We start from the raw sequence: 11,881 nt of genomic DNA, 5'->3' as shown, positions 1-11,881 counted from the left end.
TGCCGGGCAAGTTTGATGACCCCGGAGTATGGTTACAAGGAATTCGACGCTACACCCGTCCGCTCGTCGATGGGTCCGCCCAATCAACCCTTGGGTCCGACCACGAGTAACAGTATTAATCGAGGATTGGCAGCGATGCCGGCACAGGAGCGCTCGATAACGATCGAAGAGCGCGCCGTTGGCGGCGATCAACCTCAGCGCCGGCACCGAGAGGCAATGGCTAGGAATACTTCGCCCAAGGGGTCGAATCCGCGTGCCGAGGCCCACATCTCTCAGTGGGATGATGCAGGCGGCTGGGATCAAGAGCCCGACGAGGCGACGCGCCATCGGACAAAGCGGCTGCTTTCCCGCTCCAATTCCCGCTTTCACCGGCTGGGCGACAAGTTTGCAACGCTGCAGCTCTGGCTGACCGGCGAACGCTGGGTCAAGCGCCTGGCGATTGTGATCGGCGTACTGGCGGTGATTTTTGCCGGCTGCTTCGGCGGGCTGTGGTGGCGGCTCGGCGCCGGGCCCATCAATCTCGATGTCGCGACCCCCTGGCTGGCAGCCGCGATCGAGGAAAATATCGGCCACGGCAATACGGTTGCGGTCGGCGGTACGCAGATCGAGCGGGCCGGACGGATTCGAATCGCGGTGCGAATCCGCGACATCGTGGTTCGCGACCGTGACCAGGTCATCGTCGCCACCGCGCCGAAGGCCGAGGTGAAACTATCCGGCACGGCGCTGCTGATGGGGCGGCTGCGCGCTGAAAGCCTCAATCTGGTCGATGCCGAGCTCGCGGTGCGAATCACGCCGGACGGCCAGGTGACGGTGTCCGCCGGCGACACCGCAAAGCCGCTGGCGACGGGCGTCGCCTCCAAGCGCGACGCCGGCATGGCGCCGACATTCCCCCGCCAGGCGCCCGCACCCGCGCAAGGTGCTGTCGCGACGGCTCCCGACACGACGCAGAACGGATTGCTGGCCAGCCTCGACTGGCTCGACAGCCTCAGCCTTAGCGGCCTCGACGGTCAGAATCTGAACGAGATCGGCCTCAAGAACGGCAATCTCGTCGTCGACGACCAGCAGCGCGGCAACAAATGGACGTTCGACAATATCAGCCTCAGCATGCGCCGGCCGAGCGGTGGCGGGGTCGCGGTGAGCCTTGGCGAGGAGGGCGCGCGCCCGTGGTCGCTCAAGGTCGTGGTCGGGCCGCCGCAGAATGGCGTGCGGTCGGTCGATCTTCGCGCCGATAAGGTGCCGGCTGCCAACATCCTGCTGGCGATGCGGGTCAAGGATCTCACCTACAGCGCGGAATTGCCGCTCTCCGGTGAGCTGAAGGGCGAACTGGGGCGCGATGGCGTGCCGACCTATTTGCGCGGCAAGGTCATCGCCGGGGCCGGGAACCTGATCGACAGCGATACGCCCGATTATCCGATGCCGATCGATTCGGCGGAGATGAGCGTCGAATGGGATTCCGGACGGCGCGTGCTGGTCGCGCCCTTCAAGGTCGTTTCCGGCGCAAACCGGATTACGTTGCTGGGCCATCTCGAACCGCCGAACGGCGCCACCACCGAATGGCAGGCGGGCCTTAGCGGCGGCACGATCCTGCTCGCCGGCACCGACAATGAACCGCCGCTGATCTTCAACCGCATCGCGATCGGTATGAAGTTCGATACCGATCGGAAGCGCGTGCTGCTCACCCAGGCCGATATCAGCAATGGCGAGATCGGCATCGCCGGCACCGGCAGCGTCGACTATGCGAACGAGGCGCGCCTCCAGCTTGGGTTCGCAGGCACGCCGATGTCGGCATCCGCACTGAAGCGGATGTGGCCGATCCTGATCGTGCCCGAAGTGCGCGAATGGGTGATCGAGCGGATCGAAAAGGGTACGCTTCAGCGCATCGAGGTCGGCGTCAATTCGCCGGTGCGTAATTTGTCGCGCAAGGGGCCGCCGATTCCTGATGATGGTCTCGCCGTCAACATCGTGGCCTCGGGCGTCACGGTTCACCCGGTGGACGAAATGCCTTCGGTTCGCGATGCCGACCTGAAGGCACGCGTTACCGGCCGCACCGCGACGGTGACGATCGGGCAGGGCGTCGCCGACACGCCGGCCGGGCGCAAGATCAACATTTCGGATTTCACCTTCGAGGTGCCGGACATGGCGCCGAAGCCGTCACCTTCGCGGGTGAAGTTCAGGGTCGACGCTTCGGTGCCGGCGGCGGCCGAGATTCTGGCGTCCGACCGCATCAGCGATCTCTCCGGCACCCTGATCGATCCCAACGCCAGCAAGGGGACGGTGGCTGCCATCATCACGCTCGGCATGCCGGTCAAGGGCTCGCTGACCAAGGCCGATACCACCTACAGCGTCACGGCTGATCTGGCCGGGTTTGCCGCAGACAAGCTCGTGATGAACCAGAAACTGGAATCCAATACGCTGAAGCTGGTCGCCAACAACGCCGGCTTCCAGGTCAAGGGCGACGTCAAGATCAACGGTCAGCCAGCCTCGCTGGATTATCGCAAGGCGAACGAGGGCGACGCCGACATCAGGTTGCAGGCAACGCTCGATGACGCCAGCCGCCAACGCCTCGGGATCGATCTCGGACCCGCCGTCAGCGGCTCCGTTCCGATCAAGGTAATCGGCAAGATCGGCGAGAACGACAGCCGCGTCGGTATCGAGGCCGACCTGACCTCGCTGCGGCTCGACAACATCCTGCCGGGCTGGGTCAAGGTGCCCGGCAAGTCGGGCAAGGCGACGTTCATCGTGGTGAAGAAGGAACAATCGACGCTGTTCCAGGACATCGTGGTCGAAGGCGGCGGCGTTTCGATCAAGGGATCGCTGGAAGTCGACCAGAATGGCGACCTGTTGAACGCGAACTTCCCGACCTACGCGCCGTCGGACGGCGACAAGACCTCGCTGAAAGCCGAACGCGGCGCCGACGGCATCGTGAAGGTCATGATGCGCGGCGACGTGTTCGACGGCCGCGGCTTCCTCAAGTCGGCGATAACGGGCAAGGAGGCCGATCCCAAGAGCAAGTCCAGGAACATCGACCTCGACATCGACCTCAAGCTCGGCGCGGTGGCGGGATTCAACGGCGAGGCATTGCGCAGCGTCGATAGCAAGTTCTCCCGCCGCAACGGTATCGTGAGAGCCTTTACGCTGAACGGCAAGGTCGGGCGCGACACGCCTGTGACGGCGGAGTTGCGCGGTCGCGGACAGGGGCAGGGCCGGGACATCATTGTGCTGCAGACCAATGACGCCGGTGCCTTCCTCCGCTTCACGGACATGTACTCCAAGGTAATTGGTGGCCAGCTCGCCCTCGCCCTGGAACCGCCGACGGTTGAACCCAGCGCCAAGGAGGGCCTGATCAACGTCCGCGACTTCACCATCAAGGGTGAGGCTTCGCTCGACCGCGTTGCCGCAGGTGGCTCTACCGGCACTCAGAGCGGCGTTTCCTTTACGGCATTGCGAGCCGAGTTCACCCGGCAGAGCGGACAGCTCACGATCCGCGATGGCGTCGTGAAAGGACCGATGGTCGGTGCGACCATCGAAGGCAGCATCGATACCGCCGCCAATCAGGTTCGGATGAGCGGCACCTTCATTCCGATGTACGGATTGAACAACATGTTCGGCCAGATTCCCGTGCTTGGCCTGTTCCTCGGCAACGGCGACAAGGAAGGCCTGTTTGGCGTGACCTATGAAGTGGTCGGCACCCCCAGCCAGCCCGTGCTGCGCGTCAATCCGATCTCGGCCATGTTTCCGGGCGTGACGCGAAAGATCATGGAATTCAACACCGGCAAGCAGAACAACCCGATCGAATTGCCGCCGAATAACTAGGCGGGCGGCCGCCCCGCGACAACCGGGGCCGGGGATCGTCGAACGGCAGATTCACCATTGAAGTGTGGAGCTGCTTTCGGCCGAAATCACTGCTCCGGTCTGTTTGCCAGACACGGATCCAACATGACGTGGTTGGCGTCGCGTCGCAGATAACCGCCTTTTATGATGACCCGGTCGCCGATCGCCATGCCATTGGATTGATAGGTCACGCACATGATCCGGACATCCGGCGGCGAACACAGCACGAGATACCACAATACGTTATCCGTCTGCACCGCCGTGAGGCTGCCGACTACGGAAAGGTCGATCCGGTAGTCGATTTCAGGAATGCCCTCCGCCATCCGCCTGACATCGCCGCATTCGGCCGGCATCCGCACGGGCTGCTCCGCTACAGAAAATGCGGACCGGTTGGCGAAAATGTCGTCCGACGCGATCGAGGGAGATACACCCGGCACCGCAAGGCACAGGACGGTGGTCGCTACCGCCAAGCCGGCAATTGCTGCCTGCATTCCGCACCTAGCCAGATGTCATCGCCGATACCGCGCGCGCAACCGAAGCCAAAGTGGCGTTCTGCTGCGCGGTAGAAACGGTGGCGCCAGTCAGGTAGGCGGCGATCACGATGGGGGCCTTGTCGGGCGGCCAGATCACGGCGACGTGATTGTTCGTGCCTCGATCACCAGCGCCGGTCTTGTCGCCGATACGCCAGTCTTTCGCAATGCCTGCGCGCAGTCGTGCATCGCCAGTCGTGTTGGCGATCAACCATGCCGTCAGTTGCTCGCGCGATGCGGCCGACAACGCCGTGGTTCCGAGGATGAGGGCCTGCAAATTCGAAGCCATTGCATTTGGTGTCGTGGTATCGCGGGGATCGTCAGGCAAAGCCTCGTTGAGCGAGGGCTCATCCCGGTCCAACCGCGTGACCTGGTCACCTAGACTTCGTGCGAAGGCCGTCAGCCCCGGAGGTCCGCCGATGCCAGCGAGCAGCAAGTTGCCGGCCGTGTTGTCACTCCGCGTTAGTGCCGCATCGCAGATTTCAGCGAGCGTCATGCCGTCGCCGCCGACGCGCTTTTCAGTTACCGGTGAGTTCACGATGAGTGCGGACGCCTCAAAGGTTATGCGCCGTGCCAACTGCTCGTTGCCGGCATCTACCCGCGCCAGAACAGCCGCGGCTGCCAGCACCTTGAAGGTGCTGCACATCGGAAAGCGCTCGTCACCCCGATGGACATGACGCGTGCCAGTTGCTGTCTCAAGGACGCAGACACCAAGCCGGCCGCCGCTCTCGCTCTCCAGACGCTTGAGCTCATCGATCAGCCGCTGATCTGCGGACGATGCGCGCATCGCTTTCGGCCGGATGCTCAAAGCAGTCGCTACCAGCGCTGCGCCGATTCCAAGCTGGAACTGTCTTCTGGTGATCACTGCGAATCCCTCCTTGCTGCGCGCAGGAAGGTGCCGACGGGCCGCCGTCTTGACAAACGATCAGTTCTGCGGGCAGGCATAAGAAAAACTAGGAACGAGAAATGCGCCGCCGGACGAAGCTTTCGCACCTTCCGCTCAATGCACTACGGGCCTTTGAGGCGACGGCGCGCCACCTGAGTTTCACCCGTGCTGGCCTGGAACTTCGAGTCACGCAGGCCGCCGTCAGTCAGCACGTGAGAGTGTTGGAGGACCGGCTTGGCGTACAGTTGTTTCGCCGGCTGCCGCGCGGCGTCGCGCTCACCGATGAAGGGCAATCGCTGCTGCCGAGCATTGTCGAGGCCTTCGGCCGGCTCACCGAAACGCTCAATCGTTTTGAAGACGGTCGCTATCAGGACGTCATCTCGGTCGGCGTGGTTGGGACTTTCGCTTCAGGATGGCTGTTGCCGCGACTCGATGGTTTTAGGAAGGCCTATCCGCGGATCGATTTGCGCCTGTTCACCAACAACAATCGTATCGACATCGCGGGCGAAGGCCTCGATTACGCGATCAGGTTTGGCGATGGCCTTTGGCACGGCACCGAGGCGACCCACCTGATGGGAGCGCCATTTACCCCGTTCTGCGCGCCTTCGCCGGCTCGCAGGCTGAGCCGGCCGGTCGATCTCAAGCGCGAGGTGCTGCTGCGTTCCTACCGACAGGATGAATGGCCGCGCTGGTTTACCGCAGCGGGATTGCAGAGTCCGGTGCTCAAGGGAATGGTGTTCGATTCATCGATCACGATCGCCAGTGCAGCGGCGCGCAGTTTCGGCGTTGCGTTGTTGCCGGCGGCATTGTTTCAGGACGAGGTCCGTCAACGGCGGCTGGTCCGTCCCTTCAAGATCGAAGTGGCGCTTGGCGATTATTGGATTACGTCACTGCACTCCCGGCGACCATCACCCGCGATGCTCTCCTTCAAAAATTGGTTGCTTGAAACGATCGCCGCAAAAAAGAGCAGCCCCGGCAAGCAGGCCGAGGCTTAGCTAGCGCCGCAGCGCCGGCACGACCAAAAACGGGATCATTCCCAGCACCACCGCCACCAGCGCGAAGGCGATCACGGGATCGTAGCTGTGGGTCCAGTCGTGGATCAGGCCGCCGGCCCAGGCACCGAGTCCTGAGCCAAGACCGCTGCCGATCGAGATCGTGCCGTAGATCGTGCCGACGCGTTCACCGCGAAAGATCTTCATTGCGGTCGCCGTGATCAGCGGGCCGCGCGAACCGATCATGCTGCCGAAGGTCACGACGAAAGCGGTGAGCAGCCAGAAATTTGGATAGAACTGCAGCAGCCACAGCAGGATGATGCCGACGATCGAGATGGCATAGCTCAACAGCACCGACGGGCGTCGCCCGATGATGCTGTCGAGCTGGGTCACGCCGAGCATGCCGAACAGCAGTACGACACCGGAAAAGCCCCAGGCGGTCGCCGCCTGCAGAGGCGGGAAGCCGGCGTCGATCAGATAGGCGACGATCTGTGCGGCAAGCGCATACATCCCCACCGCCGTGAAGAAGAAGGTGGCGAACAGCGCCCAGAATGCATGGTGGCGCATGGCGCTCGCGAGCGTCCAGCCCGCGTCGATGAAACCGGGATCGGCTTTTCTGGCGATGTGTGGCGAGCCCGTGGAGAACAGCCGCCACGGCAGCAGCAGTAGCGGCACCAACAGGCAGAGCGCGACGATGCCGAAAATCTGGTAGGCGCCGCGCCAGCCGACATGATCGATCAGCAGCTGCGAGGCGGGTAGCAACACCAGCACACCCGCGCCGGCCGCCGAATAGACCACCGCCATCGCCGTCGGCAGGCGTGGGCCGAACCAGCGGCCGAGCAGGATCGAATTCGGTACGTTGCCGATGAAGGCGATGCCGATCCCGACGGCGAGCCCGACGCTCACCTGGAATTGCCACAGCGCTTGCGCCTGCGACGCCACCAGGAACGCGCCGCCGAGCAGCAGCAGTCCCAGCGAATACACGGTGCGGGGGCCATAGCGGTCGAACAGCCGGCCGACCACGGGCGCCGTCAGCCCGCCCGCCAGCCAGGTCAGCGAATAGACCGAGACCACCGCCGCGCGGTCCCAGCCGAAATTCTCCGAGATCGGTTTGAGGAAAACCGTAAAGCTCTCGCCGAGGCCGCGGCCGATAAGCGCCAGCGTAAAGCACAGCGCCAGCACGTTGAGCGCCACACGCTGCGACTTGAGCGGCCTGGCTAACGCATCTCCCTCAGGCGTCTTGTTGTCCATAGGACGCAGGGAGCGCGTTTCCGCATGTCCCCGCAAGCATCAAAAGCGAATGCGCCTATGCAGGCCCGATCATGCGGGTTTCAGCAGGACGTGCTTTTTCTTCCCCATGGAAAGTTTGATGACGCCTTCCGGCGTGAGGTTGGACGGCGTGAGCACCATCTTCTCGTCGGTCACGGCGGCATCGTTGACGCGCAAGCCGCCACCCTTGATCTGGCGCCGCGCCTCGCCGTTCGAGGCGACGAGGCCCGCCTTCACGAACAGCCCCAGCACTCCGGCGCCGGCCTCGAGCTCGCCACGGGAGACTTCCACGGTGGGCAGGCTCTCCGCGATCGCGCCTTCCTCAAAAGTGCGGCGTGCGGTTTCGGCAGCCGTGATGGCGGCCTCGCGACCATGCAGCAGCGCGGTCGCCTCCGTCGCCAGCACCTTCTTGGCTTCGTTGATCTCGCCGCCCTGCAGCGCTGCGAGCTTGTTGATTTCGCTCATCGGCAGGATCGTGAACAGCTTTAGAAACTTGACGACATCGGCGTCCTCGACGTTACGCCAGTATTGCCAGAAGTCGTAAGGCGAGAACTGGTCGGCGTTGAGCCACACCGCGCCCTGCGCGGTCTTGCCCATCTTGGCGCCCGAGGCGGTCGTGAGCAGCGGCGTCGTCAGCGCGAACAATTGCGGCGTGCCCATGCGGCGGCCGAGATCGACGCCGTTGACGATGTTGCCCCATTGATCGGAGCCGCCCATCTGCAGCCGGCATCCGGTGCGCCGCGCCAGTTCGACGAAGTCGTAGGCCTGGCAGACCATGTAGTTGAATTCGATGAAGCTCATCTCCTGCTCGCGCTCGAGACGGAGCCGCACCGAGTCCATCGTCAGCATGCGGTTGACGGAGAAGTGCCGGCCGACGTCGCGCAGCATCTCGATGTAGTTCAGTTTCGTCAGCCACTCGGCATTGTCGAGCATGATGGCATCGCTCGGGCCCGAACCGTAGCGCAGTACCTTCGCGAACACGCCGCGGATCGAGGCCTTGTTGGCCTCGATTTCCTCGATCGAGCGGATGGCGCGCGATTCATCCTTGCCGGAGGGGTCGCCGACCATGGTGGTGCCGCCGCCCATCAGGGTGATCGGCTTGTTTCCGCTCTGCTGCAGCCAGTGCAGCATCATCATGGTGAGGTAGTTGCCGATATGCAGCGACGGCGCCGTGCAGTCGTAGCCGACATAGGCGGTCGCCTGGCCCTTCGCGGCGAGCGCGTCGAGGCCCTCGAAATCGGAACATTGGTGGATAAAGCCGCGTTCCTGTAAAATGTTCAGGAAATCTGATTTAAATCCGGTCATGGCGAGCTGCTCTGATCATTCTATTTTCACTGTAATTGTAGCGAGTTGCGGAACCATGGCGGAACAGGCTGCCGAAGGCCGGGCGCTGTGGCATTATAAGATGTCTGTGTTTGGCACAAGCTGATCGTCGTCGGCGGGACGGATCGAGCAGGGCGTTGCAAAGGCACGATTTAACATGATGTTGACGGCGCTTGGTCTGATGAGCGGCACCTCGCTCGACGGGGTCGATGTCGCTATGATCGAGACCGACGGCCGCCGGGTGAACGCCCTGGGACCGTCCGGATACCGCCCCTATAACGAAATGGAGCGCAGCCTGCTGCGGCAGGCGCTGTACGAGGCCACCGACCTGCCGGATCGCGCGGCGCGGCCCGGCTGCCTGCGCGAGGCCGAGCGGGTCGTCACATCGGCGCATGCCGAGGCGGTGGCCGCCTTTACCGCGCAACACCGGCTGCGCTTCGACGACATCGACATCGTCGGCTTTCACGGCCAGACCGTGCTGCACAGGCCCGACAAAAAGTTGACGGTCCAGATCGGCGATGCGTCAGCGCTCGCCAAAACGATCCACATTCCGGTCATGTACGATTTCCGCGCTGCTGACGTCGAGGCCGGCGGGCAGGGTGCGCCCTTTGTGCCGGTTTATCACCGCGCGCTCGCCCAATCGCTGGATTGGGAGGGGCCGACCGTCGTGGTCAATATCGGCGGGGTCGCCAACATCACCTATATCGACGGCGACACGCTGATCGCCTGCGACACCGGCCCGGGCAACGCGCTGCTCGACGACCACATGTTCCGCTGGCTGAATCAGCGTTTCGATACCGAGGGTCGCACTGCCGCGCTGGGCAAGGTCGATGCGGCCTGGATCGCCCGCGCTCTGGAGATGCCGTTCTTTTCGCTGCCCCCGCCGAAATCGCTCGACCGCAACGATTTTGCGGGGCTGAAGCTAGGCGATGTACCGCCCGAGGATGGCGCGGCGACGCTGACCGCCTTTACCGTAGCCGCGATTGCCCGCGTGGTGCCGCTGCTGCCGAAAGAACCCAAGAACTGGATCGTGGCCGGCGGCGGCGCCCGCAACCTGACCATGCTGCGGATGCTTCGCGAGTGCCTTGCGCCGGCGACCGTCCGGGCGGCGGACACGCTGGGCTGGGCGTCCGACGCCATCGAGGCGCAGGCCTTCGGATTTCTGGCCGCGCGGGGCCTGAAAGGCCTGCCGCTGAGCTATCCTGCCACCACGGGGGTGCCATTCCCGATGACCGGCGGCATCATCGCGCGACCCTGACCGGTTCAAGATGTGTTGATGCAACTGCATCGACCTTGACGACTGCATGCAAATGCATCTAATTAAATGCAGATGCATGGAGCGAGGCCTGCCCGGGCTTCGCCTGGGAGGTCGTCATGGCACCAAAACTCACGCTGATCAGCCACAAGCTTTGTCCCTATGTGCAGCGCGCGGTGATCGCGCTCACCGAAAAGGGCGTTCCGTTCGAGCGGATCGATATCGATCTCGCCAACAAGCCGGACTGGTTTCTGAAGATTTCGCCGCTCGGCAAGGTACCGGTGCTGCTTGTCGAGACCGGGGACGGCGAAGCGGCGCTGTTCGAGAGCAACGTCATCTGCGAGTACATCGAAGATACGCAAGGCGGCGCGAAACTGCATCCGCACGATCCGCTGCAACGTGCGCAGCACCGCGCCTGGATGGAGTTCGGCTCCACCATTCTGAGCGAACTCTGGGGCCTGGAGACGACGGGTGATCCCGCGGTCTTTGAAACCAAGCGGAAGGCGGTCGCCGCGAAGTTCGCGCAGGTCGAGAAAGCGCTCGGCGCGGGACCGTTCTTTGCCGGTGGGGATTTCAGCCTGGTGGACGCGGTGTTCGCGCCGATCTTCCGTTACTTCGACGTGTTCGATGAACTGATCGATCTTTCGGTGTTTGCCGATACGCCGAAGGTGCGTGCATGGCGAGCCGAGCTGGCGAAGCGGGCCAGCGTCCGCACGGCGGTCGGGCCTGACTATCCGCAATTGCTGCGCGCGTTCCTGGCGCGTCACGACGCGCATATGCTGAAACTGGCGGCGTGAGACGCAGATGTCGCCGTAGCCCGGATGGAGCGTAGCGCAATTCGGGAATCCTCAACGCTGGCTGCGGTCCCGGATTTCGCTGCGCTCCATCCGGGCTACGACACGGTCACGTCACCGGACGTTGGCGAGCCGCATGTCGAGATAGCCGGTCACCGTCTCCATCAGCGGCTCCAGCTTGCCGTCGAAGAAGTGATTGGCGCCTGGGATGATCTGCTGATCGATCACGATACCCTTTTGGGTCTTCAGCTTCTCGACCAGCGTGTTGACGTCCTTCGGCGGCACCACCGCGTCCTTCTCGCCGTGCACGATCAGGCCCGACGACGGGCAGGGCGCGAGGAAGGAGAAGTCATAGAGATTGGCGGGCGGCGCGATCGAAATGAAGCCTTCGACCTCGGGCCGGCGCATCAACAACTGCATGCCGATCCAGGCGCCGAACGAGAAGCCGGCGACCCAGCAGGCGCGCGCTTCCGGATTGATGGTCTGCGCCCAGTCCAGCGCGGAAGCGGCATCCGACAATTCGCCGGTGCCGTGATCGAACGAGCCCTGGCTGCGGCCGACGCCGCGGAAATTGAATCGCAATACCGAGAAGCCGCGATGCGCAAACGCGTAGTAGCACTGGTAGACGATCTGGTGATTCATCGTGCCGTGGAATTGCGGATGCGGATGCAGGATCATCGCGATCGGCGCGTTCTTCTGCTTGGCCGGGTGATAACGGCCTTCGAGGCGGCCCGCGGGGCCGGTGAAAATTACTTCAGGCATTGATGATCCCTAGGCAACGGACGTGATCCGGCGGAGAAAATGTGATCATGCGTCGTTGGGCGATGCGCGGACGGGCGCTCCCGTGAACTGGTTGCGGCCTTCTAGCATGAGGCGAGGGGCAAAAAGCAAGCATCTTGAACATCTGGAAGGCAGTTCAAGGCGTTAGCCTGAGATTGTAAGAGACGGCGCGATCCCCAATTGCCATAAGGCATCTAGCGCCGGCGGTGAGGCCGAGGCTC

9 protein-coding genes are annotated in these 11,881 nt (G+C 63.4%); 4 read left to right on the top strand and 5 right to left on the bottom strand.

The window, feature by feature from the left end; genetic code table 11:
- The first annotated feature begins 135 nt into the window (after positions 1–135).
- Complete coding sequence (locus IVB05_RS22315; protein ID WP_247778060.1) at positions 136–3,813, top strand: DUF3971 domain-containing protein; 3,678 nt, start codon at positions 136–138, stop codon at positions 3,811–3,813.
- An 86-nt stretch (positions 3,814–3,899) separates the two neighbouring features.
- Here the strand turns inward: IVB05_RS22315 and IVB05_RS22310 are convergent, their stop codons facing one another.
- Both IVB05_RS22310 and bla read right to left on the bottom strand, forming a co-directional pair.
- On the bottom strand, positions 3,900–4,322 hold the full coding sequence (locus IVB05_RS22310) for a hypothetical protein (RefSeq protein ID WP_247778059.1): 423 nt from the start codon (positions 4,320–4,322) through the stop codon (positions 3,900–3,902).
- A gap of 7 nt (positions 4,323–4,329) precedes the next feature.
- Complete coding sequence (gene bla / locus IVB05_RS22305) at positions 4,330–5,148, bottom strand: class A beta-lactamase (RefSeq protein WP_247778057.1); 819 nt, start codon at positions 5,146–5,148, stop codon at positions 4,330–4,332.
- 179 nt (positions 5,149–5,327) lie between these two features.
- On the opposite strand from bla, the gene IVB05_RS22300 reads away from it, so the two are divergent.
- On the top strand, positions 5,328–6,242 hold the full coding sequence (locus IVB05_RS22300) for a LysR family transcriptional regulator (protein ID WP_247778054.1): 915 nt from the start codon (positions 5,328–5,330) through the stop codon (positions 6,240–6,242).
- Here the strand turns inward: IVB05_RS22300 and IVB05_RS22295 are convergent, their stop codons facing one another.
- Both IVB05_RS22295 and tyrS read right to left on the bottom strand, forming a co-directional pair.
- Positions 6,243–7,490 (bottom strand): MFS transporter, encoded by a 1,248-nt coding sequence (locus IVB05_RS22295; RefSeq protein ID WP_247778052.1) that lies wholly within the window; start codon positions 7,488–7,490, stop codon positions 6,243–6,245.
- A gap of 69 nt (positions 7,491–7,559) precedes the next feature.
- Positions 7,560–8,813 (bottom strand): tyrosine--tRNA ligase, encoded by a 1,254-nt coding sequence (gene tyrS / locus IVB05_RS22290; protein ID WP_247778050.1) that lies wholly within the window; start codon positions 8,811–8,813, stop codon positions 7,560–7,562.
- Between the two features lie 175 nt (positions 8,814–8,988).
- On the opposite strand from tyrS, the gene IVB05_RS22285 reads away from it, so the two are divergent.
- Together IVB05_RS22285 and IVB05_RS22280 are read left to right on the top strand one after the other, a co-directional pair.
- On the top strand, positions 8,989–10,089 hold the full coding sequence (locus IVB05_RS22285; RefSeq protein ID WP_247778048.1) for an anhydro-N-acetylmuramic acid kinase: 1,101 nt from the start codon (positions 8,989–8,991) through the stop codon (positions 10,087–10,089).
- A 116-nt stretch (positions 10,090–10,205) separates the two neighbouring features.
- Positions 10,206–10,883 carry a glutathione S-transferase family protein gene (locus tag IVB05_RS22280; protein ID WP_247778046.1) on the top strand — a complete coding sequence of 226 codons (678 nt, stop codon included), beginning with the start codon at positions 10,206–10,208 and terminating at the stop codon, positions 10,881–10,883.
- A gap of 111 nt (positions 10,884–10,994) precedes the next feature.
- On the opposite strand, the gene IVB05_RS22275 is transcribed toward IVB05_RS22280, so the two are convergent.
- Positions 10,995–11,642 carry an alpha/beta hydrolase gene (locus tag IVB05_RS22275; RefSeq protein WP_025589847.1) on the bottom strand — a complete coding sequence of 216 codons (648 nt, stop codon included), beginning with the start codon at positions 11,640–11,642 and terminating at the stop codon, positions 10,995–10,997.
- Positions 11,643–11,881: the final 239 nt, after the last annotated feature.

Origin of the sequence: Bradyrhizobium sp. 170, from assembly GCF_023101085.1 — a bacterium.
Classification (GTDB): Bacteria; Pseudomonadota; Alphaproteobacteria; order Rhizobiales; family Xanthobacteraceae; genus Bradyrhizobium.
This window is presented reverse-complemented; position numbering and strand designations above follow the sequence as displayed.

Coding starts and splice junctions, on each gene's coding strand:
- IVB05_RS22285 (WP_247778048.1), top strand. CDS start 8,989: ATGATGTTGACGGCGCTTGGTCTGATGAGCGGCACCTCGCTCGACGGG.
- IVB05_RS22295 (WP_247778052.1), bottom strand. CDS start 7,490: ATGGACAACAAGACGCCTGAGGGAGATGCGTTAGCCAGGCCGCTCAAG.
- IVB05_RS22315 (WP_247778060.1), top strand. CDS start 136: ATGCCGGCACAGGAGCGCTCGATAACGATCGAAGAGCGCGCCGTTGGC.
- IVB05_RS22310 (WP_247778059.1), bottom strand. CDS start 4,322: ATGCAGGCAGCAATTGCCGGCTTGGCGGTAGCGACCACCGTCCTGTGC.
- tyrS (WP_247778050.1), bottom strand. CDS start 8,813: ATGACCGGATTTAAATCAGATTTCCTGAACATTTTACAGGAACGCGGC.
- IVB05_RS22275 (WP_025589847.1), bottom strand. CDS start 11,642: ATGCCTGAAGTAATTTTCACCGGCCCCGCGGGCCGCCTCGAAGGCCGT.
- IVB05_RS22300 (WP_247778054.1), top strand. CDS start 5,328: ATGCGCCGCCGGACGAAGCTTTCGCACCTTCCGCTCAATGCACTACGG.
- IVB05_RS22280 (WP_247778046.1), top strand. CDS start 10,206: ATGGCACCAAAACTCACGCTGATCAGCCACAAGCTTTGTCCCTATGTG.
- bla (WP_247778057.1), bottom strand. CDS start 5,148: ATGCGCGCATCGTCCGCAGATCAGCGGCTGATCGATGAGCTCAAGCGT.